This window comes from Achromobacter animicus, from assembly GCF_902859585.1.
Taxonomy (GTDB): domain Bacteria; phylum Pseudomonadota; class Gammaproteobacteria; order Burkholderiales; family Burkholderiaceae_B; genus Achromobacter; species Achromobacter animicus.
In genome coordinates, this window is sequence record NZ_CADIJM010000003.1 from 667,830 (window position 1) to 694,492 (window position 26,663).

The 26,663-nt window shown below is 67.0% G+C and carries 22 protein-coding genes; 11 read left to right on the forward strand and 11 right to left on the reverse strand.

Annotated elements, in window-relative coordinates:
• Positions 1-10 precede the first annotated feature (10 nt).
• Positions 11-406 (forward strand): lactoylglutathione lyase, encoded by a 396-nt coding sequence (gloA, locus tag HV681_RS12195; RefSeq protein ID WP_063955180.1) that lies wholly within the window; start codon positions 11-13, stop codon positions 404-406.
• Between the two features lie 14 nt (positions 407-420).
• Positions 421-954 (forward strand): peptide deformylase, encoded by a 534-nt coding sequence (gene def, locus HV681_RS12200; RefSeq protein WP_152383492.1) that lies wholly within the window; start codon positions 421-423, stop codon positions 952-954.
• Here def and HV681_RS12205 read toward each other — a convergent pair.
• Positions 951-3,380, reverse strand: a complete 2,430-nt coding sequence (locus HV681_RS12205; RefSeq protein WP_254594947.1) for an acyl-CoA dehydrogenase — start codon at positions 3,378-3,380, stop codon at positions 951-953. The two genes, def and HV681_RS12205, sit on opposite strands and share 4 nt — an antisense overlap.
• Before the next feature lie 143 nt (positions 3,381-3,523).
• On the opposite strand from HV681_RS12205, the gene HV681_RS12210 reads away from it, so the two are divergent.
• Positions 3,524-4,753: a nucleoside recognition domain-containing protein gene (locus tag HV681_RS12210; protein WP_175123310.1), complete on the forward strand. Its 1,230-nt coding sequence runs from the start codon at positions 3,524-3,526 to the stop codon at positions 4,751-4,753.
• Between the two features lie 55 nt (positions 4,754-4,808).
• Here HV681_RS12210 and pyk read toward each other — a convergent pair whose 3' ends face one another.
• Positions 4,809-6,251, reverse strand: coding sequence for a pyruvate kinase (gene pyk, locus HV681_RS12215; protein ID WP_175123311.1), 1,443 nt, complete (start codon positions 6,249-6,251; stop codon positions 4,809-4,811).
• Between the two features lie 106 nt (positions 6,252-6,357).
• Between pyk and HV681_RS12220 the strand changes: the two genes are divergently transcribed.
• On the forward strand, positions 6,358-7,500 hold the full coding sequence (locus tag HV681_RS12220) for a glycerate kinase (RefSeq protein WP_175123312.1): 1,143 nt from the start codon (positions 6,358-6,360) through the stop codon (positions 7,498-7,500).
• Positions 7,501-7,617: 117 nt separating this feature from the next.
• Here HV681_RS12220 and rsmA read toward each other — a convergent pair whose 3' ends face one another.
• The 3 genes from rsmA to HV681_RS12235 are packed head-to-tail and all read right to left on the reverse strand — an operon-like array spanning position 7,618 to position 12,398.
• Entirely contained in the window at positions 7,618-8,409 is a 792-nt protein-coding gene (gene rsmA / locus HV681_RS12225) for a 16S rRNA (adenine(1518)-N(6)/adenine(1519)-N(6))-dimethyltransferase RsmA (protein WP_175123313.1), read from the reverse strand.
• Positions 8,410-8,427: 18 nt separating this feature from the next.
• On the reverse strand, positions 8,428-10,020 hold the full coding sequence (locus tag HV681_RS12230) for a peptidylprolyl isomerase (protein WP_175123314.1): 1,593 nt from the start codon (positions 10,018-10,020) through the stop codon (positions 8,428-8,430).
• Positions 10,017-12,398, reverse strand: a complete 2,382-nt coding sequence (locus HV681_RS12235; protein WP_175123315.1) for an LPS-assembly protein LptD — start codon at positions 12,396-12,398, stop codon at positions 10,017-10,019. The genes HV681_RS12230 and HV681_RS12235 overlap by 4 nt, the downstream gene beginning before the upstream one ends.
• Before the next feature lie 168 nt (positions 12,399-12,566).
• On the opposite strand from HV681_RS12235, the gene HV681_RS12240 reads away from it, so the two are divergent.
• The 6 genes from HV681_RS12240 (at position 12,567) to HV681_RS12265 (ending at position 17,628) form a co-directional block, all read left to right on the forward strand.
• Positions 12,567-13,607, forward strand: a complete 1,041-nt coding sequence (locus HV681_RS12240) for an aminoglycoside phosphotransferase family protein (protein WP_175123316.1) — start codon at positions 12,567-12,569, stop codon at positions 13,605-13,607.
• Positions 13,607-14,293 (forward strand): N-acetylmuramate alpha-1-phosphate uridylyltransferase MurU, encoded by a 687-nt coding sequence (gene murU, locus HV681_RS12245; protein WP_175123317.1) that lies wholly within the window; start codon positions 13,607-13,609, stop codon positions 14,291-14,293. The genes HV681_RS12240 and murU overlap by 1 nt, the downstream gene beginning before the upstream one ends.
• Positions 14,294-14,452: 159 nt before the next feature.
• Entirely contained in the window at positions 14,453-15,151 is a 699-nt protein-coding gene (locus HV681_RS12250) for a DUF6776 family protein (RefSeq protein WP_175123318.1), read from the forward strand.
• Between the two features lie 161 nt (positions 15,152-15,312).
• On the forward strand, positions 15,313-16,911 hold the full coding sequence (locus HV681_RS12255; protein WP_175123319.1) for an FAD-dependent oxidoreductase: 1,599 nt from the start codon (positions 15,313-15,315) through the stop codon (positions 16,909-16,911).
• A gap of 22 nt (positions 16,912-16,933) precedes the next feature.
• Entirely contained in the window at positions 16,934-17,176 is a 243-nt protein-coding gene (locus tag HV681_RS12260; protein ID WP_175123320.1) for a hypothetical protein, read from the forward strand.
• Positions 17,173-17,628 carry a MarR family winged helix-turn-helix transcriptional regulator gene (locus HV681_RS12265; RefSeq protein WP_175123321.1) on the forward strand — a complete coding sequence of 152 codons (456 nt, stop codon included), beginning with the start codon at positions 17,173-17,175 and terminating at the stop codon, positions 17,626-17,628. Before HV681_RS12260 ends, HV681_RS12265 begins: the two co-directional genes overlap by 4 nt.
• Before the next feature lie 18 nt (positions 17,629-17,646).
• On the opposite strand, the gene HV681_RS12270 is transcribed toward HV681_RS12265, so the two are convergent.
• Together HV681_RS12270 and HV681_RS12275 are read right to left on the reverse strand one after the other, a co-directional pair.
• Positions 17,647-17,973: a 4a-hydroxytetrahydrobiopterin dehydratase gene (locus tag HV681_RS12270; RefSeq protein ID WP_175123322.1), complete on the reverse strand. Its 327-nt coding sequence runs from the start codon at positions 17,971-17,973 to the stop codon at positions 17,647-17,649.
• 69 nt (positions 17,974-18,042) lie between these two features.
• Entirely contained in the window at positions 18,043-18,690 is a 648-nt protein-coding gene (locus tag HV681_RS12275; RefSeq protein ID WP_175123323.1) for a YiaD family glycine zipper/OmpA-like lipoprotein, read from the reverse strand.
• Between the two features lie 133 nt (positions 18,691-18,823).
• On the opposite strand from HV681_RS12275, the gene HV681_RS12280 reads away from it, so the two are divergent.
• On the forward strand, positions 18,824-19,189 hold the full coding sequence (locus tag HV681_RS12280; RefSeq protein WP_175123324.1) for a hypothetical protein: 366 nt from the start codon (positions 18,824-18,826) through the stop codon (positions 19,187-19,189).
• A gap of 31 nt (positions 19,190-19,220) precedes the next feature.
• Here the strand turns inward: HV681_RS12280 and HV681_RS12285 are convergent, their stop codons facing one another.
• Genes HV681_RS12285 through HV681_RS12300 form a run of 4 tightly spaced genes read right to left on the reverse strand, consistent with a single transcriptional unit; the run spans position 19,221 to position 26,652 of the window.
• The gene (locus tag HV681_RS12285) at positions 19,221-19,829 is read right to left on the reverse strand and encodes a hypothetical protein (protein WP_175123325.1); all 609 of its coding nucleotides are present in this window, start codon (positions 19,827-19,829) and stop codon (positions 19,221-19,223) included.
• Between the two features lie 12 nt (positions 19,830-19,841).
• Entirely contained in the window at positions 19,842-22,985 is a 3,144-nt protein-coding gene (locus tag HV681_RS12290) for a T6SS effector BTH_I2691 family protein (protein WP_175123326.1), read from the reverse strand.
• Positions 22,982-23,941 (reverse strand): DUF4123 domain-containing protein, encoded by a 960-nt coding sequence (locus HV681_RS12295; RefSeq protein ID WP_239215676.1) that lies wholly within the window; start codon positions 23,939-23,941, stop codon positions 22,982-22,984. The genes HV681_RS12290 and HV681_RS12295 overlap by 4 nt, the downstream gene beginning before the upstream one ends.
• Positions 23,938-26,652, reverse strand: coding sequence for a type VI secretion system Vgr family protein (locus HV681_RS12300; RefSeq protein WP_175123327.1), 2,715 nt, complete (start codon positions 26,650-26,652; stop codon positions 23,938-23,940). The genes HV681_RS12295 and HV681_RS12300 overlap by 4 nt, the downstream gene beginning before the upstream one ends.
• Between the last annotated feature and the right edge of the window lie 11 nt (positions 26,653-26,663).

The following is a 26,663-nucleotide window of genomic DNA, read 5'->3' on the forward strand; positions in this document are numbered from 1 at the left end:
GAAATCTCCCATGCGTCTGCTCCACACCATGCTGCGCGTCGGCAACCTGGACAAGTCCATCGACTTCTACACCAACGTGCTCGGCATGCGCCTTCTGCGCCGCAACGACTACCCGGACGGCAAGTTCACGCTGGCCTTCGTGGGCTACCAGGATGAAGTCGATGGCGCCGTCATCGAACTGACCCACAACTGGGACACCGACAAGTACGACCTGGGCAACGGCTACGGCCACATCGCCCTGGAAGTCGACAACGCCTACGAAGCCTGTGACAAGGTCAAGGAACGCGGCGGCAAGGTCACCCGCGAAGCCGGCCCGATGAAGCACGGCAAGACGGTCATCGCCTTCGTGGAAGATCCCGACGGCTACAAGATCGAGTTCATCCAGAAGAAAGACCGCCAGGACTGACCCGGACGCCGGCAATGATCCATCCCATCCTGAAAATGGGCGACCCGCGGCTGCTGCGCGTGGCGCCGCCCGTGGATCGTTTTGACACCCCTGAACTGCACGCCCTGATCGACGACATGTTCGAGACCATGGCGGCCGCGCAGGGCGTGGGCCTGGCCGCGCCGCAGATCGGCGTGGACCTGCAACTGGTGATCTTCGGTTTCGACCGCAACGACCGCTATCCCGACGCGCCGCCGGTGCCGCAGACGATCCTGTGCAATCCGGTCATCACGCCGCTGTCGGACGAGATGGAAGACGGCTGGGAAGGCTGCCTGTCGGTGCCCGGCCTGCGCGGCCTGGTGCCGCGCTACCGCCACATCCGCTACAGCGGCCGCGATCCGTACGGCCAGCTGATCGAACGGGAAGCCGAGGGCTTCCATGCACGCGTCGTGCAACACGAGTGCGATCACCTGATCGGGCGCCTGTATCCGTCCCGGATCCAGGATTTCACGAAGTTCGGCTTCACTGAAATCCTGTTTCCGGGCATGGACCCGAACCAGGACGACTAGGCGTTATCGGCGGGCTTTGCCGCAGCGGGGGGCTCGTTCTCCTGTTGCGGCGGTTGCGGCGATTGCGGCGGTTGCTGCGGCGGTTCCGGTTGCTGCGGTGTCGGCTGCTGCGGTGTCGGTTGCTGCGGTGCCGGTTGCTGCGGCTCCGGCTGCTGCGGTTCCCGCTGCTGAGGTTCCGACGGTTCCTGCTCCTGCACTCGAACCGGCGCCCCTTCGCCCTGCGGCGTCAGCGCCTCCGGCGCAAAATCATCCACCTGCAATACCTTCAGCACGGTCGCTTCCGCGGCTTCGAGCTGCGCCGCCTGCGCGTCCGTGATCGCCCCGCGCCGATGGGCCTCGCGCCAGTCGCGCACGTTGGACTGCCGCAGACGGTCGCGGATCGGTTGTACCGCGTCGGCCAGCGCGAAGGCGCGGGTCAACAGGCCCAACGGATCATCGCCGGGCTCGCGCTGCAGGTCAGCCGCCAGCCGCACATGCGTGGGCGACGGCTTGAGCAGCAGCTCGGCGCATTCGCGCGTCAGCGCGTCGTCCGGCCCCTTGGCCAGCCGCAACGGCAGAATGGCCGCCCGCAGGCCCCAGGACAGCGCCTTGACCGGCAAGTTACGCAGCACCTGGTCCATGCTTTTCTCGATGCTGGCGTAGCCTTGCGCCATGCACCACCGCACCAGCGGCAGGTCATCGTGCTTGCGGCCTTCGTCTTCCCAGCGCTTGAGCACGGCGGACAGCAGATAGAGTTCGGACAGGATGTCGCCCAGCCGCGCAGAGATCATTTCGCGGCGCTTCAGGCCGCCGCCCAATTGCGCCAGCGTGGCGTCCGCCAGCAGCGCAAAGCCCGACGCATAGCGGCCCAGCCGGCGGTAATGGCCTGCCACCGGCCCCGAGGCCGGCGCGGGCGCCAGCACGCCGCCCGTCCAGGCGCGGCCGATCGCGCGCAGCGTGTTCATCCCCGCGTGGCGCAGATGGCGCCAGAAGACATCGTGAAAGACCTCGATGCCGCGTTCCTCGTCGGGATTGCCCAGCGCCAGGATCTCGGGCATCAGGTAGGGATGCGCGCGGATGGCGCCTTGCCCGAAGATGATCAGATTACGCGTGAGGATGTTGGCGCCCTCGACCGTGATCGCGATGGGCACGGCGCGGTACAGCGAGCCGAGGTAATTACTTGGACCATCCATGACGGCGCGGCCCGCGTGCACGTCCATCGCGTCGTTCACCGACGTGCGCATGCGCTCGGTAGCGTGGTATTTCATGATGCCGGACACGACCGCGGGCTTGACGCCCTGGTTGAGCGCGGCGCAGGTCAGGCGGCGCGCGGCCTCGACCAGATAGGCGTTGCCGGCCAGGCTGGCCAGCCGCTCCTGCACGCCTTCAAATTTGCCGATCGGTATGCCGAACTGCTCGCGCACCCGGGCGTACATGCCGGTGGTGTGCGCGCACATCGCCGCGGCGGCCGCCGACAGCGACGGCAGCGAAATGCCGCGTCCGGCGGCCAGCGCGCTCATCAGCATCTGCCAGCCCTGCCCGGCGCGCTCCACGCCGCCGATCAGCGCATCCAGCGGCACGAAGACGTCGCGCCCCGAGTTGGGCCCGTTCTGGAAAACCTGCATCGCAGGCAGGTGGCGGCGGCCGATGTCGACGCCGGGCGCATCCGTGGGGACCAGCGCCACGGAAATGCCGATGTCCTTGGGGCCGCCCAGGATGCCGTCGGGGTCCGACATCTTGAACGCCAGCCCCAGCACGGTGGCCACCGGCCCCAGCGTGATGTAGCGCTTGTGCCAGTTGAGCCGGATGCCGATGATCTCTCGGCCGTCCACGACCTGGCGGCACACGACGCCGGTATCGACCATCGAAGCCGCGTCCGATCCGGCTTCGGGACTGGTCAGGCCGAAGCACGGGACCTCACGGCCATCGGCCAGCCGCGGCAGCCAGTAATCGCGCTGCGCCTGCGTGCCGAACTGCATGAGCAGCTCACCGGGTCCCAGCGAATTCGGCACCATGACCGTGACGCCGGCTGTGATGGAATAGGCGGAAATGCGGCGCACGACCTCGGAGTGCGCGTACGGCGAAAAGCCCAGGCCGCCATGACGCCGCGGAATGATCATGCCGAAGAAGCGCTGCGCCTTCAGGAATTCCCAGACCTGCGGCGGCAGGTCGCGGCGGTTCCATGAGATGTCCCATTCGTCCAGCATGCCGCAAAGCTGCCGCACGGGGCCGTCGATGAATCGTTGCTCATCGGACGTCAACGTCGCGGGCGGCACGGCGAGGAGCTTGCGCCAGTCGGGGTTGCCCGTGAACAGGTCGGCGTCCCACCAGCTGTCGCCGGCTTCGATGGCTTCGCGTTCGGTGGCCGACATGGCCGGCAATGCATTGCGGGCCCAGCGGTATGCGGGTTCCGAAATGCGGCGCCGGCGCCAGGCGTTGAAATCCATGGGTCCCCCTGTGGTTCGCTACAAGACGTATCGGGGCAAAGTACCAGAATTGGCGCCGTGCGGCCAAGCTGCGGCTTACCGACTCTGCGACAATGAGCGTCGCCGCGCTGATGCGCAATCAACCGCTGTCCGGGCACGTCCGCATGCTGAACAAACTCTGGCTTGGCTTCTTCCTTACCGCTGCCGCGGCCGCGTTGTACCGCTGGCTGGTCATCGGAGATCCCGAGGTCTTTCGCCAGATGGTCGCCAGCCTATTCGACATGGCGCGCGTGTCCGTGGAAGTGATGGTGCTGCTGTTTGGCACGCTGACGCTGTGGCTTGGTTTCCTGCGCATCGCCGAAGGCGCGGGCCTCGTCGAAAAGCTGGCGCGGTTGCTGGGACCGCTGTTCGCGCGTCTGATGCCCGAGGTGCCGCGCAATCATCCAGCCATCGGCCTGATCACGCTGAACTTCGCGGCCAATGGCCTCGGGCTGGACAACGCCGCCACGCCCATCGGCTTGCGCGCCATGCGCGAGCTGCAATCGCTCAACCCCAAGCCCGACACCGCCACCAATGCGCAGATCCTGTTCCTGGTGCTCAATGCGTCGTCGCTGACACTCTTGCCCGTCACGTTGTTCATGTTCCGCGCGCAGCAGGGCGCGCCCGATCCCACGCTGGTGTTTCTGCCCATCCTGCTGGCCACCAGCGCGTCCACGCTGGCCGGCTTTCTGGCGGTGGCGCTGTGCCAGCGCCTGCGCCTGGCCGATCCCGTCATCATGCTGTGGCTGGGCGGCGCCGCGTTGGTGCTGGGTGGGTTCATGGCGCTGCTGGCCAGCATGTCGGCGGCCGCGATTTCCTCGCTGTCCTCGCTGATGGGCAACCTGACGCTGTTCGGCATCCTGCTGGCGTTTCTGATCGTGGGCGCCTGGAAAAAGGTGCCCGTGTACGAGGCTTTCATCGAGGGCGCCAAGGAAGGATTCGACATCGCCAAGAGCCTGCTGCCCTATCTGGTGGCAATGCTGTGCGCCGTGGGCGTGCTGCGCGCGTCGGGCGCACTGGACTTCCTGTTGGACGGCATCCGCTGGGTGGCCGCGCAGGCCAACTGGGACACGCGGTTTGTGGACGCATTGCCCACTGCACTGGTCAAACCGTTCTCGGGCAGCGCGGCGCGCGCGATGATGCTGGAAACCATGACGCACTTTGGCGTGGACAGTTTCCCGGCGCTGCTGGCTGCGGTGGTGCAAGGCAGCACCGAGACCACGTTCTACGTGCTGGCGGTGTATTTCGGATCGGTGGGGATCCTGCGCGCCCGCCATGCAGTGGGCTGCGCGCTGATCGCCGACCTGGCCGGCGTGCTGGCCGCGATCGGCGTCTGCTACTGGTTCTTTGGTTGACCGCAGGGCGCGGCGGCCGGCATTCACGCCCGCGCCGCGCCGCAACGCATCCGCTTCAATCCACCAGCAGGATCTTCATCCCGTTGGTGCCACCGCTGTCGCGGTAGAAATCGCCCTTGGTCAGGATGACCCAGTCGCCCGTCTGCACCAGATTGCGCTTGCGCAGTTCGTCGATGGCGGCGTTGGAAAGGTCCGCGGGATCGTAGTCCGACGGCGAGAACGGAATCGTGTACACGCCGCGGAACATGGTTACGCGATTCTGCGTCACGCTGTGCGGGCTGTAGCAGTAGATCGGCACGCCTGAACGGATACGCGACATGATGAGCGGGGTGTGGCCGCTTTCGGTCAACGCGATGACGGCTTTCACGCCGGGGAAATGGTTGGCCGCATACATGGCCGCCAGCGCGATGGTCTCGTCGCAGCGCGTGAAGGTTTCGCCCACGCGATGGTGCGATTTGGTCGAGGTGGGGTGCTTTTCGGCGCCGAGGCACACTCGGGCCATGGCCTGCACGGTTTCCACCGGGTACTGGCCCGACGCGCTTTCGGCCGACAGCATGACGGCATCGGTGTAGTCCAGCACTGCGTTCGCGACGTCGGAGACTTCGGCACGGGTCGGCATGGGGCTGGAGATCATCGACTCCATCATCTGCGTGGCGGTGATGACGACCTTGTTCAGCGTGCGCGCGTGCTGGATGATGCGCTTCTGGATGCCCACGAGTTCGGCGTCGCCCACTTCCACGCCCAGGTCGCCGCGCGCCACCATGACGCCGTCGCTGGCGCGGATCAGCGCGTCCAGGGCCTCGTCGTCGGCCACGGCTTCCGCGCGTTCGATCTTGGCGATGATCCACGCCTGGCTGCCGGCGGCGGCAAGCAGGGTGCGGGCCTCGTCGATGTCGCTGCCATAGCGCGGGAACGACACGGCCACGTAGTCCAGTTCCATTTCAGCGGCCAGCTTGATGTCGACGCGGTCCTTGTCAGTGAGGCTGGGCGCCGACAGGCCGCCGCCGCGGCGGTTGATGCCCTTGTTGTTGGACAGCGGGCCGCCCACCGTGACGGTGGTGTGGACCTCGTCGCCTTCGACGCGGTCGACGACCAGCACGACGCGGCCGTCATCGAGCAGCAGCTCGTCGCCCACGCGGCAATCGGTGACGAGTTCGGGGTAATCGATGCCCACGATGCTGGCGGTGCCCGCGTCCTTGGGATGCACGCGCGACAGCGTGAACGGCTGGCCCACCTGCAGATGCACCAGCTTGTCGACAAAGCGTGCGATGCGGATCTTGGGACCCTGCAGGTCGCCCATGATGGCGACGTAGCGGCCTTGCTTGGCGGCGATCTCGCGCACCATGCGCGCGCGTTCGCGGTGATCGTCCGCGCTGCCGTGCGAGAAGTTCAGCCGCGCCACGTCCAGCCCCGCGCGAATCATCGCGTCGATGCGTTCGGGCGACGAGGTCGAGGGTCCCAGGGTGGCGACAATTTTGGTGCGGCGCAATACAGGCATGGCGGTCCACTCTCGCAAAAACAACGAAAGCGCTATGGTACGCCGGCCGCGTTGCCACGGGTATCATGGGTGACATTTCCGACCCTCAACGCGCCCAACGACACCCGTGAAAATCGTCATCGCTCCCGACTCGTTCAAAGAAAGCGTTTCCGCGCCGGATGCGGCCGCCGCCATTGCGCGCGGCGTCAAGGCAGCCTTTCCCGGCGCGCATACGGTTTGCGTCCCAATGGCTGACGGCGGCGAAGGCACCGTCGAAGCCGTCCTCGCGGCCACAGGCGGCAAGGAGCGGCAGATCGCGGTCAACGACGCGCTCGGGCACAAGGTCGATGCTGTCTGGGGACTGCTGGAAGACGGCACCGCCATCATCGAGATGGCCGCTGCGGCGGGGCTTGAATTGATTGCACCGGCAAAGCGCGACCCGATGCGCGCCAGCAGCCACGGCGTGGGCGAACTGATGCGCGCGGCACTGGACGCGGGCGCCACGCGCATCATCCTCGGCCTTGGCGGATCGGCCACCAACGACGCGGGCGCCGGCATGCTGACGGCGCTGGGCCTGCGCCTGCTGGACGCGGGCGGCAACAGCCTGCCGCCGGGCGGCGGCGCGCTGGGGCAGCTTGCCTCGATCGACACACGCGGCCTGGACCCGCGGCTGGCGCACGTCCGCATCGACATCGCCTCCGACGTCGACAACCCCTTGTGCGGTCCGCAGGGCGCCTCACATGTCTTCGGTCCGCAGAAAGGCGCGACGCCGGAACAGGTGCAGAAGCTGGACTCGATGCTGGCCCACTTTGCCGACGTCTGCGCCCGGCATCTGAACGCGGATCACCGCGATGCGCCCGGCGCCGGCGCTGCGGGCGGCCTGGGTTTTGCCGCCAAGGCGTTTCTCAACGCGCACTTCCGCCCCGGGGTCGAAATCGTCGCGGAACTGGGTGGCCTAGCCGACGCGGTGGAAGGCGCAACGCTGGTTTTCACCGGCGAAGGCCGGATGGACGCCCAGACCCTGCGGGGCAAGACGCCCGCCGGCGTCGCCAGGATTGCGCAGCGCGCGGGCGTACCCGTCGTGGCGCTGGCCGGCTCGCTGGGAGAAGGCTACGAGGCCCTGCATACCTGCGGCATCAGCGCCGCATTCAGTCTGGCCCCAGGCCCCATCACGTTGCAGCAGGCTCTGGTGGACGCCGAGCGCCTGCTGACCGACCGGGCGCGGGACGTGATGCAGCTCTGGATGGCGGCGCAGAAACGCATGCTGTGATCCGTCAGCCGGCTGCCCTCGCCGTGCATGCCGGCGACGTTGCCGCCCCGCCTTAGCGCGGAAAATCAAAAAGGCCCCGAGGGGCCTTTTTGCATTGCCTTGCCATCCGAAAGGACGTCAATCGCGCGCCAACACCCCGGCTTCGACCAGCGCATCCGACAGGCGGATGTAGCGGTCCACCGAAATATCCTCGGCGCGCGCGGTGGGCGCAATTTCCAGCGCTTCCCAGGGCACTTGCGGCGCCCAGTCGGCCAGCACGCGTCGCAGCATCTTGCGGCGCTGCGAAAAGGCGCGCGCCACAACGGTTTCGAACGCACGCTCGCTGATGGGCCGCAGTCGGTCCGCCGGTAAAGGCACCATGCGCACGATGGCCGACACCACCTTGGGCGGCGGATCAAAGGCCTCGGGCGGCACGTCGAACAGCTTGTGCATGCGATAGCGCGACTGCAGCATCACGGACAAGCGGCTGAAATCGCCGGAGCCAGGCTTGGCCACCATGCGGTCGATCACTTCGCGCTGCAGCATGAAATGCTGGTCGCGGATGTGATCGGCCCACGTCATCAGGTGGAACAGCAACGGGCTGGAGATGTTGTAGGGCAGGTTGCCCACAACGCGCAGCGCGCCGCCGAACTGCGAGAAATCCACCGTCAGCGCGTCGGCCTCGACGACCGTCAGGCGCGAAGCCTCGAACTGCTTGCGCAGGCGGGCGGCCAGATCGCGGTCGATTTCGACGGCGGTGAGATGGTCCAGGCGCTCGAGCAACGGCCGCGTCAGCGCGGACAGGCCTGGGCCGATTTCGACCACGGCATCGTCGCGGGCGGGCGCAACCGCCCGGACGATGGACTCGACGACGCTGTCGTCGGTCAGGAAGTTCTGGCCAAAGCGCTTGCGCGCCTGGTGTTGAGACATGAAAAGCCCGTAATGCGTTTAGCGGTTGTTCTGCTGGATCTTCTGCTGCTTTTCGAGGCGGTTGTCGACGTACGCCTGCGCACGCAGTTGCTCGAGCCAGTCTTCAAAGGCCGGTTGGGCACGGCGCTCGAACAGCGTCTGGCGGGCGCGCATGCGGGCCAGATCGTCGGTCGCATCGTGATCGCGGCGTTCTTCGACCTCGATCAGGTGCCAACCGAACGGCGTCTGCACGGGTTGGCTGATTTCGCCAGGTTGCAGCGCGTTCATCGCGGCCTCGAACGTCGGCACGGTTTCACCCGGGTTCAGCCAACCGAGTTCACCGCCTTGCGGCGCGGTGGCGTCCTGCGAATACTGGCGCGCCATTTCCTCGAACTTGGCGCTGCCGTTCACCAGACGCTGGCGAACCTGCTCCAGGCGCTGGCGGGCCAGTTCATCGCTCATGACGGTCGACGTCTTGATCAGGATGTGGCGCGCGCGCGTTTGAACGACCTGCGTGGGACCCTGCGGCGCCTGCGCGCGCGCGGCCGGCTGCGGAGCCGGTTGCGGAGCGGCTTGGGGCGCCGGCGCGCGAGCCGTGCGGCTGGGCGCGGGCTGGGCGGTGCCGCGGTCCATCACCTTGATGATGTGGAAACCGTTGCCGCTCTGGATGAGCTGGCTGACCTGGCCCTTCTGCAGGTTGCTGATGGCCTTGACGAAGAGGTCGGGCCAGCCGTCCAGCGGACGCACGCCCATGACGCCGCCCTGCAGCGCCTCGGGACCGTCGGACGCCGCCGCGGCAAGGCTGGCGAAGTCGTCGCCACGCTTGGCTTGCGCCAGCAGGCCTTCGGCCTTCTTGCGCAGCAGCGCCAATTGTTCCGGCGACGAGCCTTCGGGCACGCGCACCAGAATCTGCGCCAGCGCGTACAGCATGGGACCGGCGGGCGCGGCGGCCTGCTCGGGCGCGGGCTGCGGTTGCGCCTGGGGTTGCGGTTGCTGGGCCTGCGGGGGAGCCGCACCGAAAGCCGGGTTGCGGCGTTGGTCCTTCAGGAAGGCGTCGACTTCAGCGTCGGAGATGACGATGGTCGAATCGACCGCGCGCTGACGCAGGCGATCCGAGCGGATCTCGTCACGCAGGGACTTGCGGTAACCGTCCCAGGACGTGCCGGCCTTCTCGAGCTCCTGGCGCAGTTGCGCCACGGTGATCTTGTTGCGCGCGGCGATGGCCTGGATGGCCGTGTCGATCTGGGCGTCATCCACGCGGATGCCGAGGCGGTCGGCTTCGTGGCGCTGCACGCGCTCCATGATGAGACGCTGCAGCACCTGGTGTTGCAGCGTCTGGTCGTCCGGCACCTGGATGCCGCGCGATTTGAGTTCGCCTGCGATGCGCTGGGAAGCGTCGCGCAGTTCGCGCAGCGTGATCACATCCTTGTCGACGATCGCGGCAATGCCGTCCACGAACTGCTCGCCCTTGGGCGCGGGCGCTTCCTTGTTCTGCGCAGCCGGAGCGGCCTTGGCGCTGTTCGCGCCGCGGGCGGTCTGCTCGGCCGCATGAGCGGCGGGCAAGCCGGCGCACAAGGCCAGCAGCAGCGCATTGCCGGAGAGGCGGCGCAAAGAGTGCAACCTACGCATCATTCATACCTTTCAAATGTGGTCCCGGCCTGCGCGGGCGGCGTGACGCGCGTGTAACCGGGGATACTTCTGTTCAGCAGGTTCATCGGGTCGGTTCCGAGGGAACCCAGGCCCGTGAGCTCAAGCTGGAAGAACAGCGCGGAGTTGGTGTCCGCCGCCGATACGGCGTAGCGCTGGTAGACCATGCGGCCCACCCAGCAGCAGTCGCCCTTGTACTCCAGGCCGGCAATGGCCTGCGTCACGCGGGGAGATTCCGTCGTGTTGGCCACCGTGCTGGAGGGACCTGAACGCAAAGAGTAGTCCACCCGGCCCACGCCGTACCAGCGCTTGCTGAACGGCCACTGGACCGCCAAGCTGACCTGGTTCTGGCCTTGGGGCTGGTAGAGCACGCCTTGCTGCGGATCGCGCTGGTAACGGTACGCCAGGGCAACGGTGGTGAGACGCTGCGGCGACCAGCGCGCGCTCACGAGCCCGCGCGACCAGTTGTTGTCGTAGGGGTTGTATTGCGCCGCAAGGTCGGTGGACAGCGTATCGGTCAGGGCCGCGCTGGCGCCCACCAGGAAGTCGGAGCGCACGTTCTCGCGCGGCGTTTCGCCGGGCAGCGTGACTTCCTGGTCCTCGAAATACAGACGTTGGGCGACGCCCAGCGACATGCGCTCGAAGCCGGTGTCGGCATCCAGCCAACGCGTGGTCAGCGCCGCGGTGAGCTGGTTGGCGTTGGCGATTCGGTCCCAGCCGCCGGTGTAGATGTTTTCCTCGAAGGCCTGCGAGAAGCTGAAATCGGCCAGCGACGTGTCGAACACGGGCAGCTTGGATTGGTCACGATACGGCACGCGCAGGTAATACAGGCGGGGTTCGAGGGTCTGTGTGGAGGACTTGCCGAAAAGCGTCGTGTCACGCTCGAAGATCAGGCCGGCATCGACGGACATGATGGGCAGTGTGCGCGACTGCGAACGCGGCAGGCCGGCTGCGTTGCCGCCGTTCAAGCCGAGCGTATCCACGCCATACCATTTGGTCTGGTAATCGGTGTAGTTGACGCCGGCCTTCGGGATGATGAACCAGCCGGGACGCACGATCGGATAGGACGCCGACAGATAGGTCTGAAGACGGTCCCCGTCGGGATACCGGCTTACGGCGCCGAACTCCGGCATTTTGAAACGCACGGCCGTCGAGGTCCAATCGACATCGAAGCCGCCCCAGTCGTACCGGGCACCTCGCAGGTACAACTCGGGTTCCTTGTTGTACGGCGGAACTAGCGGCGCATCCGGATCCTGCAGCGTCTGATACTTATAGACCTGGGCATAGGTGCTCCAATAGCGGGATGCCCAGCCTACCCGGCCACGTTGCGGCAGATAGGTGGTCGAGGCCTGGTTCAGGCCCAGCTGCGAAATATCGCGGTAGTAATTGTCGTCCGAGACCTTGGCCACGTCCCAGTCGGTATAAAAACCATGCGAGAACGTCTGTTGGTGACGCCACCAGTACATCCAGCGATCTTCGCCGGTGACATGGTCATCGGGCAAGTAGGTGCCATCGATGGTGCCTGCATAGCTCGATCCCAGATAGCGGAACTCGCCGCCCAGCTGGGTGCCGCGTTTGGAAAAGTAGCGCGGCTGCACCGTCAGGTCGTAATTGGGCGCCAGGTTGAAGTAGTACGGGATCGAAATGTCGAAGCCGCCCTGGCTGGTCGTGCCGTAGGTCGGAATCAGGAAGCCCGACTTGCGTTCGCGCTTGACCGGGAAGGTCATGTAAGGCGATGCGAGGATGGGCACGTCCTTGAAATACAGCACGCCGCCGCGGGCCACGCCTTCGTTTTCGTCGAAGTCGATATCGACCGAATTGGCCTTGATGTACCAGGACGGGTTTTCGCACGGGCAGCCGCTGTACGTCACCGTGTGCAGCCGCATCTGCGACTTGCTGAAGATGTCCGCGTGGTCGGCGACGGCAAAGCCGCCCGTGGCGCCCAGCCAGAAGTTGGGTTTTTCGACTTCGCCGGAATACCGGTCCACGTTGAACGTGGCGTTCGGGCCGGTCACCAGCGTGCCGTCGCGCATCATGCGGGCGTTGCCGCGCACGTCGACCTTGCCGGTGTCCTTGCGGTAATTGATCTCGTCGCCCTTGATCACGCCGTCGATGCGGCGCACCTGCGCGTTGCCGGACAGCGTGAGCTCGTAGTCGGGGTCGCCCGAAATGGTGTCCGCTTCCATGAAAGCGGGAATGCTCTCGTCGGGCAACCGGTGCATGCGCAGACCCGGAGACGTGCGCAGCTGGGGGGTTGACGTGACCGACGGCGCGGAAGCAGCGGTGCCCGGGCTACCTTGAGCCTGGGCGGCTCCGGCGGCGACGCTGACAACAGAGAGGATCAACCACGGAACCTTGCGCACGAATGAAAACAGCCCTTTTAGACCACGGGAGAGCCGGACAAAGGCGCCCACGGGGGGCCAATGCTGACGGAAATGAGCCGGTATTATAGAGAAGCCGCGAACAACGCCCAGCCTTATGTTCGCCAAATCGAAATTTCCGCAATTTTGCCCTTCTGACACGGATCTTCCTTGAAAAACGATCACGACCCCCGCTTGGCGCAGGTGCGCAACTGGCTGCAAGGCCTGCCCCCTGCCCTGAACCTGGCCGTGGAGACGCTGCGCCCCGCGTCGGCTGACGCAAGCTTTCGCCGGTACTTCAGGCTGGACGCCGGATCGCGCACCCTGATTGTCATGGACGCCCCGCCCCAGCACGAGGACTGCCGCCCCTTCCTGCACGTGGACAAGCTGCTGGCGGACGCCGGCCTGAACGTGCCGGCGGTGCTGGCGCAGGACCTGGACCAGGGCCTGCTCCTGCTGTCCGACCTGGGCGAACAAACCTACTATCAGCGCATCCAGGACGGTCTGGACGACGCCCAGTTGCAGACGCTGTACCGCGAGGCGCTGGCCGCCCTGGTCAAGCTGCAAAAGGCCTCGACCGCCGGCCTGGGCACCTACGACAGCGCGCGCCTGGCCGACGAGCTGAAACTGTTCCCCGAGTGGTACGTGCAGAAGCACCACGGCGTCACGCTGGACGACAAGACCGCCAATGCCCTGGAAAAGATCTTCGCCCTGCTGTCGGCCAGCAACGGCGGGCAGCCCCAGGTGCTGGTGCACCGCGATTTCCATTCGCCCAACCTGATGGTCTGCGACCAGCCGGAGTACGGCCCCAACCCGGGAGTCATCGACTTTCAGGATGCGCTGGCCGGCCCCATCACCTACGACCTGGCGTCGCTGGTGACCGACGCCCGGACCACCTGGGAAGAACCGCAACAGCTCGACTGGGCAATCCGCTACTGGGAAATGGCGCGCGCGGCCGGCCTGCCGGTCGACGCCGATTTCGCCGAATTCCACCGCGCCTATGAATGGATGGGCCTGCAGCGCAACCTGCGGATCCTGGGCGTCTTCGCGCGCCTGAACCACCGCGACGGCAAGGCGCACTACCTGGCGCACATGCCCCGCGTGAACGGCTACGTCCGCCAGGTGGCGCAGCGCTACGGCGTCTTCACGCCGCTCCTGCGCCTGCTCGATCGCCTGGACGACCGCCAGGTCAGCGTCGGATACACGTTCTGATGCGCGCCATGATCCTCGCCGCGGGCCGCGGCGAACGCATGCGCCCGCTGACCGACCACCTGCCCAAGCCCATGCTGCCGGTGGGCGGCAAGCCGCTGATCGTCTGGCACCTGGAACGGCTGGCCGCGGCCGGTATCCGCGACATCGTCATCAACCATGCCTGGCTTGGCCACGAGATCGAACGCGGGCTGGGCGATGGCGCCGCGCATGGCGTGCGCATCCGCTATTCGGCCGAAGCCACCGCGCTGGAAACCGCCGGCGGCATTGCGCAGGCGCTCCCCCTGTTGGGCGACGACCCTTTCCTCGTCATCAACGGCGACATCTGGTGCGACTGGGATCCGGCCGCCGCGCAAGACGCCGCGCGCCTTGTGGCGCGGGGCGGCGCCTGGCTGCTTTTGGTGGACAACCCCGCGCATCATCCTGCCGGCGACTTCGTCCTGACGGCTGATGGGCGTGTGCTGGCCTACGGCGAGCCGCGTTTGACCTTTGCCGGCGTGGGCGTCTACCATCCTTCGTTGTTCGCGGACGTCCCGCGCGGCGAAGCAGCGCCGCTGGCGCCGCTGCTCAGGCAGGCGATGGGCCAGGACCAGGTGCACGGCGCCCGGCATGCGGGCCGATGGACGGATGTCGGCACCCCGCAGCGGCTTGCCGACCTGGACGCGGAACTGGCTGGCACGGCCGCCTGACAGGGCTGCCTAACACCCACATATTTCACAATATCAAGGTGCGCAACGAGGCTTGTCTGCGCACCATCGCCCCCGGCTAACGGGGTATTCTCTGACGCTTTGGCATGCGCGCGCCGCTTGCCCACAGGCATAAACACAGGAAGTTTTCTAGGAATGGGGATGTTTGGAAGATCGCAACGGGCCACGTTCAAGCCCTCCGTATACCAGCCGGGGCAACGCACGCGCCGCATGCCGCGCTGGCTCGTCTTGCTGATGGTTGGCATTGCGCTTGGCGCGGGCGGTGTGCTCTTCCTGCAAACCAATTACGGCCCGCAACGCCTGACCGTCGAACAATCCGAACAGTTGCACAGCGAGCTCAGCGCCTCCAACATGGAGCGCCAGCGCCTGCAGACCCAGCTTGAAGAAGCCACCCAGCAGCGCGACGCCAACAAGGCCGGCCACGAAAAGCTGACCACCGACCTGGCGGAATCCCGCGCCAAGATCGAAACGCTGAACAAGGAACTGGTGCTGTTCCAGGACGCCATGCCGCCCGATCCTCGCGGCGGCAACATCGGCATCCGATCGGCCAGCTTCAAGCGCGCCCCCGGCCTGCTGGACTATCAGGTGCTGGTGATGCGCGAAGACCGCACGGGCGCGCCCTTCAAGGGCACGCTGACCTTCGCCATCGAAGGCTCCTACCCCAACGGCCGCGCCGCCACCGTGACCCCGGAAGGCCCCGCGCTCACGGTCGACCGCTACGACTACGCGCTGGGCCAGCTCAAGCTGCCCGACGGGTTCACCGCACGGGTCGTGGTGCTGCGTGTGCTGGACCCCAACCAGAAACAGCAGGCCATGCGCATCTACAACGTACGCAACTGAAGCGTGCGCAACTAAAAGCATGTGCCACTGAAGGCCCCCTACCGGCCTGACCTGGCCCCAAAACCCGCCCCTCGGCGGGTTTTTTATCGTCTTCAAAATTTGGTTGCGTGCGCAACATACTGGGAATATAGTTGCGCAAACAACCAATTTCTGGAGACGGCATGACGCTCCCTTCGCATGTTCCCGTCCTGATCGCCGGCGGCGGTCCGGTCGGTCTGACCCTGGCCGCCCTGCTCGCCGAGTACGGCATTGCCTCGCTCACCATCGAGGCCGATGAAGCCTACTGCAGCGGCAGCCGCGCCATCTGCATGTCGCGCCGGTCGCAGGAAATCCTGGGCTGGATCGGCGCCGACCGGCCGCTGATCGACACCGGCCTGGCCTGGACAGGCGGTCGCAGCTATTACCGCGACCGCGAAGTCCTGCACTTCCAGATGCCGCACGATCCCCTGCAGCGGTATGCCCCGATGGTGAACATCCAGCAGTACTACGTGGAGGAATTCGCGCACCAGGCCATGCAGCGCCATCCCGGCCTCGCCACCCTCGCCTGGTCAGCACGCGTCACCGCCGTGCAGCCCGGTCCGGACGGCGTATCGGTCGAGGTGGAAGCGGGCGGCGCCCGTCACACGGTGCGCGCCGACTGGCTCGTCGCCTGCGACGGCGGCCGCAGCACCGTCCGCGAATCCATGGGCCTGAAGCTCGAAGGCATGCAGTACGAAGGCCGCTACGTCATCGTCGATATCGAACAGGAATCGCAACGGCCTGTCGAGCGCCTGGCCTGGTTCGATCCCCCATCCAATCCCGGCTCCACGCTGCTGATGCACCGCCAGCCCGGCAACATCTGGCGCGTCGATTACCAGATCCGCGACGACGAAGACCCCGACGAGGCCGTCAAGCCGGAAAACGTGCTGCCGCGCGTGCAAAGCCATTTGGACATGATTGGCGAGACCGCGCCCTGGAAGCCGCTCTGGATCTCCATCTACAACGCCAAGTGCCTGACGCTGGACCGCTACCGCCACGGCCGCGTGCTGTTCGCGGGCGACGCGGGCCATCTGGTGCCGATCTTCGGCGTGCGCGGCCTGAATTCCGGGCTGGACGACGCCGGCAACCTGGCCTGGAAACTGGCGTGGGTGCTGAAAGGCCAGTCGCCCGACACCCTGCTGGACAGCTACAGCATCGAGCGCGTCCATGCCACGCGGCAGAACCTGGCCTATGGCGCCAAAAGCACGGAATTCATGGCGCCGCCGGATTTCGGCTTCCGGCTCATGCGCGACGCCGCGCTGCGCCTGGCCCTGGTGGACGACGGCGTGCGGTCGCTCATCAATCCGCGCCAGTCCGCACCTATCTCCTATGACACCTCGCCGCTGAACCGCGAGGACCGTGCGCCCGAAGCCGGCCCCGCCGCCGCGCCCGGACAGCCCGCGCCCGACGTGCTGCTGCAAGACGGCGAATCCCCGCAGTACCTGACCGCCAGCTTTGGCGCGGGCTTCGTCGCGCTGGCCATTGCGCCCGATGCGGCGTTGTCGGCGGCTTTGAACACACTGGCTGCGGACACGCAGAACGCGCCCCAGCCACTGCGGGTGCTGCGGGCAGGCGAAGGCGGACTGGCCGACCCGCACGGCCAGCTTGCCGCGCGTTACGGCAATCAGGCAGGCGCGGTCTACCTGCTCCGTCCGGACGGTTACGTGCTGGGCCGCTGGATCGCGCCCGCCGCCGCTGAACTGCGCGCCGCGCTGGCGCCCTACTACCCTCGCTGCACGTGAACGCCCCCCCGAAAGGCCAAGCATGAACAACGAATCTCTGGATCAGGTCTACACCAGCATGGCGCAGGCGCTGACGCGCGTCGGCGAATCGCGCGCGCCGCTCTTTCTGTCGATACTCGGCTTGTCGTTGCTGAGCCGCCTGCCTTCCACGCAGGACGCGCTGGCCCTGCTGGCACAGGCCGAAGCCGCCAGCCTCGAGGACGGCGCTATGGCAAACTATCCGGCCTCATCTTCCGCGGGCGCAGATCCCGCCCGCCCGACGTGAAAACGCCCCCTCTGGAACGATTCCTGACTTACCGCCTGCACGTGCTCAACAAGATCACGGACCGGGACACGAATCGGGCTTACTTGAAGGATTGCGACATTCCTCTGGGCGAGGCGCGGTGCCTGGCCGCCATCGGCCGGTTTGCGCCGCTCTCGGTCAATGACCTGGCGCGCGCCGCCAACCTGAACAAGGGCCAGGCCAGCCGATCCGCGCAGGCACTGGTGGATCGCGGGCTGGTGGAAAAAACGGTGTCGGCGTCAGACGGACGCGGCGTCGTGCTGGCGCCGACCGCCGAGGGCCTGACGCACTACCGGCGCATCATCGACCTCATCGCGCACCGCAACGAAGAGATCTTCGGCTGCCTGACCGCCGAAGAACAGCGGCAGTTCGGCGATATGCTGGACCGCCTGATCGGCCATCTGCAAGCCGAGGCTGGCGACGCCGCGGACTGAGCGCGGCGGCAGCCTCGTTCAGGGCTGTGCTTTCGGCGCCGTCGCGCCCGCGTGCTCGGCGGCTTCGTCCATGAACTGCGCCATCCGCACGTCCAGCTCGGTCACGCCGCCGGCGTCATGCGTGGTCAGCGTGACGTCCACGCGGTTGTAGACATTGGTCCATTCGGGGTGATGGTTCAGCTTTTCCGCGAACATCGCCACCCGCGCCATGAAACCGAACGCGGCATTGAAATTGGGAAAGCGGTAGCGCTTTTCGATGGCATCGCGCCCGGCCACGGCCTGCCAGCCTGTGAGCGCGGCGATCGCGATATCGGTGCCGATGCGGGCGGGGGGGAAATCGCTCATGACAGACTCCGTAAAGATAGGCGGCGGCGCATCGCGCCAGCCGCCTGTCAGCAAATGACGCGCCCGCGTTTATTGCTGGACCGCGTACAGGTAGATCTCTACGCGCCGGTTCAGCGCGCGCCCTTCGGCGGTCGCATTGTCGCCGATCGGGTCGTTCGGACCGCGGCCTTCCACCGTCAGACGCGTGCCGGCCACGCCCTGTTTGGCCAGATAATCCGTCACGCTCTTGGCGCGGTTCACCGACAGCGTCTGGTTATGCGCCAGCGCACCGGTGCTGTCGGTATGGCCGACCACCTTGGCCCGCAGTTCAGGATGCTGATTCAGCGAACGCGCCACGCTGTCCAGCACCGGCAGCAACGCCGGCTTGAGCTGCGTCTTGTCCGTATCGAACGACACGCCGCTCGGGATGTTGACCTTCAGGCTGCCGTCGGGCATTTCGACGACGTCGATGCCGAGCGATGACGCGCCGGACTTCTGCACGTCATCCTTCACGACCTTCCAGTTGTAGCCCACCAGGCCGCCCGCCACCGCGCCGATGCCGGCCCCGATCGCAGCGCCCTTGCCGTGCCCGATCAGCGCGCCGATGCCCGCGCCCAACGCCGCGCCCGCGCCCGTACCGACAGCGGTATTCGTTTGCTGTTGCGTCGCGCAACCGGCCATCAAGGCACCCGCCGCCACAATCACGGCGATACGGTTGAGTGTTCTTCTTGAATTCATGGCAACCTCCACTGTCCATCCATCCAGATGCCGGATCATTCCGGCGTGGATCATGCTAGCAAGGGGAAATGGGGCGCCGGGCAACATTTTGTACGCGGCCAACGCTAAGATGGCGCTTCCGATGGAGAAACCCATGTCCGTGGCGCGCACCTACTTTTTCAACAGGATGGCCGGCGACGAACTCGCCCGCTTGGGCGACGCAAAAGCGGATTTCTTCCTTGAAAACGTCGACGACCTGGAACTCGCCGTCACCCGTCTCCAGGCCTTGTGCCGCGACGCAGGCATGAGCAGCGCGGTGGTGCGTGCCCCGCTCAATCCCGCGCCCGGAATCGGCGATCTGGTATCGGCAGCCGTGCCATTGCTTGGGCTGATCTGGACCTCCGCCAAGACGGTGGGCTCCGCGGTTCATCCTCAAGCCGACGTGAGCTTGCGCCTGACGTCGAACACGTCGATCAGCGTCGTGTTCTCGGATTCGGCCCGTGTGCCGACGCTCCGGTAGGCCACGCCGTCGCGGGCCATCAGCGGTGCGATCACCCGCGCCGGCCAAACACCATCGCCAGCCCGAACAACGCCCCCAGCCCGCCCACGATGGCCAGCGACACCGATGGCTCGCGCAAGTTCAGCGCCATGATGGCCGATCCCGCGCCCAGGGCGGTGATTGCCAAGCCGACCAGACGCCCCGCCGTGGACCCATAGAAATGCGTGCGGCGCGCCGCCTGCGTGCCTGCAGGCTGGCGCTTCTGCCACGCCGTCAATGCCTGTTCGAATTCGCGCAGCAGGCGCTCGCGCCTGGGCAAGTCCGCCGCGCTGACCAGCAGGGTCGGCAGACCGGGGCGGACCAGTTTCAGATAATCGTCCGTGCCCCAACTAACCAGATCTTTGAAGGCAACGGGTTTGCGGCGTGAAAACTCCAGCCCTTCGGCGGTCACCTTCACGTCATTGCGCGTGGGAAATCCCCTGAACGCCACCAGCGGCGGCACGAACAGGCCCAACACGGCAAGCACGGCAGCCAGCCCGATCGGCCCGCGGTTGAAGACCACGAGCATAAAGTTGCCTGCCGCCAGCGCGAACGCCAGGGGCACCGACAACTGGTGCCATCGCGTATAGACCGACACCGGGATCCGTTCGTTGCTGTTCATGCGTGCGCCTTGTCAGTTAGTCGCTCTTACAAGATTTGAACCGCCGGGGCCCATGGGCACCGAGCGGATGTCGGGCATGCGATCCGGGTCGGGCCAGTATTCGACCTTCAGGATCGCTTCATTGAAAATATCGTCATCGACCAGCACCTCCGTGCGCAGCACCCCGCGGCCGCTGCTCACATTGAACTGAACCGACTCGTCCCAAGGCTTGGCGGTGAACTCGATGGATTGGCTGCGATCCTTGCGTATCCAGCGCCAGGCATCCGCCCACCCGGGGCGGGAGGTCATATTGTCGACGTAGTTGTCCACACGGTCGGCCCAGGTCTCCTCGCGCGGGCGCCCCTGCACCCATTGCATATCGGATGGTCCACGCGGCAGCAGATCCGGGTCCGTCGCGCGCGGGGATCCCTTGCTTGCCACGATGACGCTGATGCCCGGTCCGACGAGCTTCAGGATGTATGCGTAATCGCTGTGTTCGGTATAGCCCGGCATCACCACGTCCAGCACCAGACGATCGCGGCCAAAGATTTCCCCCTGCTTAAAGCCCTTCCACTCCAGCATCACGCGCACGCCGAACACCGCCCAGTTGAAATCCTCAAGTTCCTCTTCCCGGGTCGAATAGAGTTCGCGATCCTTCACGTCCGAGAACTGCGCGGAGCGCATGCAGCAACGCGTGAACCAGACTTCCAGTTCGCTTTCCTTGGCGCTGTCGCCCCAGAATTTGAAGTACAACCCGGCAGCCAGAAGGCACAGGCCCAGCGCAATCCATCCCCACACGGGAATGCCCAGCAGCACCGTGCCGCCGCTGGTAAGGCCGACCATCGCGCTGCCAAAGCCCCCCGCGCCCGCCACCACCCCGGCCGTGCTGAATGCGCCGCCCAACGAAACCAGGGCGGTGGCCACGCCGGTCAACCCGGACAACAGCAGGAACACGGATGAGGTGGCATAGGCGTTGCCCGCCTCGTAGTTCTTCACATCGTACTGGTCGATCGCATTCAGCGCGTTGTTGGCGCCGTCGACGAACGTGGCCGCTGCCGCAAACACGGCGCCGGCCGTCCGCACCGCAGTCAGGCGCATGTTCAATTTCAGGTTCATCGTGAAGGCGGTGTTGGCGCCCACGCGTGCACCGATCGCGCCCGCGGTCACTTCGATCGCGACGCTGCCCACGCCCAACACCCCCGACGTGATGCCGAACCATGCCTTGCGCGCGGCCTTGGCGTCCTGCACGACCTGCGCGTTGCGCAAGTCCGAGACCGACGCATACAGCGCCACCAGCGTCAGCACGCCAGTCGCCCCCGCATTCGCGCCGTCCTTGGACTTTGCCCACTTGACCAGGCCCGCCAGCGGCGACATGGTCGGTGCGGGCAGCGCCAGCACGGGCGCGGGCGCCGGTAGCGCAAGCGCCGGCGATGGGCCGCCGCCGGGACGGGGCGGCGCCGCCGCCGCGGCGTTCAACTGCGCATCCACTTCCTCGGGAATGATGTAGTTGAGCGTGACCGGCGTGGAGCGTTCGGCCTGCGTGCCCATCCAGCCGGACTGCATCTGCTTGCTCGCACCGAGGCCCTCGCTGCTGCCCGCGCCCACCGTCACCGTCGCCGGGTTCGGTTCCCAGACAATCTGGTGCATGTCCGCGATCATCCGCGGCAAGGTGGTCGTATGCGTGCGCACGGCCATCACGACGTTCATCCGCGCCGACATCGTCAGCGTGACGCGCGCCGCAACGCGTTCGGCGATGGGGTCGCCCGCCAGGGTCAGCCGCAGCAGCTGCGTCGCCATGAACCGGCCGATCGCCGCGCCAGCCACCCGCATCGGCGGCAACTGGCCTTTGGCCGCCCGCGCCTTGATCCAGTCGTTGTAGCTCTTGATCATCCTGCGGACATTGGAGACCTGCTTGGAGATCACCTTGCCCTTGGCCTCGCGGTCCAGGAAACCCAGCAGCTCGCCGTCGTTCGCCGCCAGCGCGCGCCAGATCGCCGCATAGGTGCTGTCGCTGTCCTCGTCCTTGAGCGAATCGTCGATGACCTTGTGTTCGCTTTCGATCGCGCCCGCGCCATCCACGCACAGCGCCATGTCCTCTTCCAGCCGCTCGCCAGCCGCGGCGTCCTTGGGCGAATAGGCCTTGAGCGCCAGCCAGAACGCTTCGCGGCCATACCACCACGCCCAATCCTTGCCCGCCCCTTCGATCTTCTCGCGCATGCGGTCGATGGCGACCTTGTTGTCGCTGAGCGTCTTGGCGACCTTGCCGGTATCGACACGTTCGCGCAGGCGCCGGATCTCGTCGCCCGTGTTGCCCATCTGCTTCTGCAGGCCGTCGATGATCTGCGCGACGCCCACCTCGCGCATGCGCGTGGGGTCCAGATGGTGTTCGGCCAGCTCGCCCATGCATTTGTTGCGCCACGTCGCCACGTCGGCCAGGATGCCGACGGGGTCGCGCAGCGCGAGCACGATGCCGCCCTTGGGCGTCATCTGCCGCATCTTGGCCGCAACGGCCGCGCCCTGCCCGCCGAACACGTTGACGGCCGGGGACAGCGTATTGCTGAACAGCGTGGCGGCGCCGGCCGCGTCGCGGAACTCGATCGAGTGCTTGGCCAGATTGGCGCCGTCCTCGGCCACGCGGTAGCCGGTCTCGGGCTTGGGATACCCGCCGCCCCACACCGCCTTGGCGTCCAGCTCCACCATGATCTTCTTGCGCCAGCGTTCGTCGCGGGTCAGATCGCGGCGGATGTCGCGCGTCCACCATACGCGCGAATACCCCACCCACACCGTGCGCGACGCGTTGGCCGGCGCCTCCACATTGATCAGCGTGGATTCCAGGCCGTGACCCTCGCGCGTGCACGTGAACGTGGGCTGTTCGGACGGACGGTTGTCGTCGTCGACCGGCACTTCCTTCATCTGGCCCGTCGCCGTCGCCGCGAACGCGCGCCAACCGTAGCTGCGGCGCGGATCCCAGATGTAGACGTAGCCGGCGGTGATGGCGCGCAGCATGTAGGCGCCCTGGCGCATGGTCTCGTAGTACAGCTCCGGATCCATGTACACGCCGTCGGGCAGGTCGTTCTTGCCGCCCGGCACATAGGCGATCCGCATGGGCAGGATGGGCAGGCCCGGCCGGCCGCAGAACTTGCCCTTGCAGGGCAGCGCGTCGTAGTCAGTCGTCATGCTTGCAGATCCTCCCGCGCCTGCGCCTCGTGCGCAAACGCCTGCCAATCCTCGTCGTCCATGCCCTCGGCGGCGCGATACAGGCGGCCGCCTTCCTCGCGCACTTCGCGCAGCAACGCCAGGAACGATGGCGCGCATTCCAGCGGCGCGTCCAGTCGCACGCGCCAGGCCGCGAACAGCGCCGCGTCCTCGTCATCGGCGATGCCGCACGCCGCGGCGGCATCCAGCGCGCGCCGTACCGCCTCCAGCGCCGGCGTCTCATAACGCAGCCCTTGCGCGTTCAGCCGTTGCAGGACGGCGTTGACGCGGCCCAGCCGCGCCAGACGCGGCCAATCGGGCGTGACGGTCTGCATCGGGCCGCGCGCGTCCGGCAGCGTCTGCCACTGGCCGAACCCGTCCACGCTCATCCACGTGACGCCCTCGATCCAGGAGGCCGGCGCCGTGCCCGCGTACAGCTCGCTCTGGAACTGCGTGGTGCGCGGGTCCCAGAACCGCAGGATGCGCACGCGCCCCTGCGCATCGCGCAGGCGCGCGCGCAGCACCAGGCGCTGCGCGACCTCGGCCAGCGGCAGATTGGTGGCCAGCCATGCCGACATCGAGCGCGGCCGTTTGGCCGCCGGCGCCGGACGCACGGCCTCGTCCACCGCCAGCCGCAGGCTGCGGTTGATCAGACGTTCGTGCCGCACTTCATCCGGCACCTCGGCCAGATACAAGGGCGGCGCGCTTGCCCCTTGTGAAATCAGGTCGACCTCGCAGCGCCGCAGGCCGGCCGAAGCAATGTCCTGGCCCAGCGGATCGGCCAGCGTCGAATCGCACAACAGCAGCACGCGGCGGTCGGCGCGCGCGTCCAGCACCGCGCGCAGGCCCGCAATGGCGTGCTCGACGCGGGCCTCGGCGGCGGGCGTCCAATACTCGGGCTGGCGGGTCGTCATGTCCAACGTCATGTCCATCGTCATGCCGCCAGCGCGCCGCTGCCGGCCGCGTCTTCTAGCGCCGCGGCGCAGCCTTCCATGTCGCCCTGCGGCGGCTGCGCGGGTCCGGCGCCGCTTTGCGGTCCCACCCAGTTGTGCACACCTGCCTTCAGTTCCACCTTGCCGGGCGCATGCAGCTGGATGCCGCCACCCTCGATCCGCATGTACGCGCCCGCGGCCGTCGCCAGCACCTTCTTGGACGCATTGACGTCCACCGCGCCCTGCGCCGACGCCAGCGTCACCGCCTTTTCCGCCGCCAGCCGCATGCGCGCCTTCTGACTCTGGAGCCGCAGCTTTCCACCGGCGGCGTGCAGGCGGATGCCTTGCTCTTGCACCGCCCTTCCGCTGCCGCCCAGTCCCTTGGTAAAGAGCGCGACGCCCTGCGCCACGCACATCGCCAGATTCGCGCCCGCCGCCCAGTTCACGTCCGGGGCAATCTGGCACAGCGTGGCGCCGGCCACCGTGTACGCGTTATGCGGCGTGTATTGCCCGATTCCGCTGGGCGCGCTGACCTGGACGTGCGGCTGGGTGTAGGCCGGCACGCGGTGTTCTGCGTCGGACTTGGTGCCTTCGATGATCTCGCGCACTGCATTCAGCTCGTTCAGCGCCCGCGGCTTGTCGTTGTCGCCGGGCAACAGGGCCTCCTGGCGGCCGGCCGTTGCGGACAGCTCGGCGGCCTGCTCGATGGACTTTTCCATTTGCTGGATGGCCTCTTCGCTGTCCAGCAGGCCGCCCGTTGCGTCCTCGCGCTTGTGGGCGCTGATGAGCAGGCCTTCCCCCGCCCGCAGCGCCAGCGCCTCGGCCGTCGCCAGCTCGGCGCCATGGCCCAGGTCCGACAGCCGCTCGTTGTCGCGCTGCTGCTTCAGGTGCCCCAGGTTCAATCGCGATTCGGCCTGCGTGGTCGAGGCCGTCAACCGCGACTGGCCCGGCGTGTCGTCCTGCACGAGCTGGTTGTAGCCGCCCATGCCCTGTCCGCTGGACGCCAGCGCCTGGGTCTTGAAGCCCGACATCACCACGTTGTGCGCGTGCCCCGCTTCACTGCCCGCGAACCAGGCGGGCGCATTCCCGGTCGCCTTGGCCGCGCCGCCCTGCACCTGGTTGTTCGCGGCGTTTTCCGTGCCCGCGCCGTTGTACAGCGCGCCCACGACGACAGGCCGATCGATATCGCCATGCAGGAACTGCACCAGCACCTCCTGTCCCAGCCGGGGAACGAAATGCCCGCCCCAATCCGATCCGGCGACGGGCTCGGCCACACGCACCCAGGTGCCCAGCGCCTCGCTGGCGGGCGCATTGTCCTCGCCGGCCGGATGGTCCTGCCGGCTGCTCGACGCGCTGCCGCGCTGCCAGTGGAACTGGATCTTGATGCGATGATCGCGGTCGGTGTGCACCGAGTCGCCGGCGCCCACCACCAGCGCAGTCTGCGCGCCGTGCACGGTGGGGCGCGGATGCAGACGCGCGCCGTGGCCGTCGCGTGTGCTGGGCCGGTACTCCAGCGTGGCGGCAATGGCCTCGAAGCGATTGCGATAGAAGTCCGCCGCCTCGCCCTCCGCCTTTTCCACAGCCCCGCCGCCCGCCGCGCCCAGCGCCTGCGCCACGGCCTGCCCGAGGCTTTCGTCGAAGTTGTTGCGCGCTTCGTGACGGATGCCGATGACCACGAAGTCCGCCCCTGCGCCTTGCGAGGGCCCCCAATGGCCGGTCAACGTGAAGCGCTGCCCCGGCGCCAGGGTGCGCACGGTGCCTTCGCCCTCGAACAACGACTGGCGAACGCGCTGCGCGGCCAGCGCATTGTGCGCCAGCCGCTCGCCCTGCGCGCTGTCTTCGTACAGATACTGCCCGGGGTAATCCGAGTCGGCCAGTTCCAGCGCATTGGCGAACTTGTCTTCGATCTGGGCGCTGACCTTGCGCGCCTGCATGGCGCGATAGTCCCAGGTGGCCAGCCGCACGGCATTCGTGCGCCATGCGCGGTGCTGGCGCCAGGCCTGGATGGAGTCCTGTTCCTCGGTCGCATCGGCGCGCTGGAAGGGAACGCTGTCCTGCGGGCCGGTCTCGAATGCGCCGTTGTGATCGGCGATCACGATCGTATGCGTACCGGGTTCCCCGTCGCCGCCTTCATGTTCGACCCAATAGAACAGCCCCTCTTCCGCCAGCAGACGCTCCACGAACGCGAAGTCGGTTTCGCGATACTGAATCGTCAGGCTGCGCTTGGCGTAAGCATCGCGATCCTTCACTTCCCAGCGCCATTGGGGCGCAAGCGCACCCTGGCCCTTGTAATCGCCAAACACGCTGTCGACGATGTCGATCACCGACAGATCCTGAAACGCAAAACTGTCGCGCCGCTGGCGCAGCAGCGCGAGCCATGGCTCGATGCGCAGGCGGTAGCGCGCAAAGCCGCCATTGGCGCCCTCGAAGCGCGCCTCGGTCACCACGCCGCACCACACGCGGTGTTCGTCCCGGCCCAAGGCGGTCTGCAGCTTGACCTGCGCGGATTGGCCGATCAGCGACTTCAGCGGGATGTGGGCATCACCGGACAGCGCGTCCACGTCCAGCACGAAGCCGCCGCCGCTCAACTGCTCCCGGCCCTGCAGCCGCTCGGCCAGCAAGGTATCCGGCCCCAGCGGCGTGGCCAGGTCCAACAGGCGATCGGCCTGCGTAAAGCCTGCGCCCAGCGGGCCGGCAGCAGCGGATTCAAGGGCCATGTCTGCGTCTC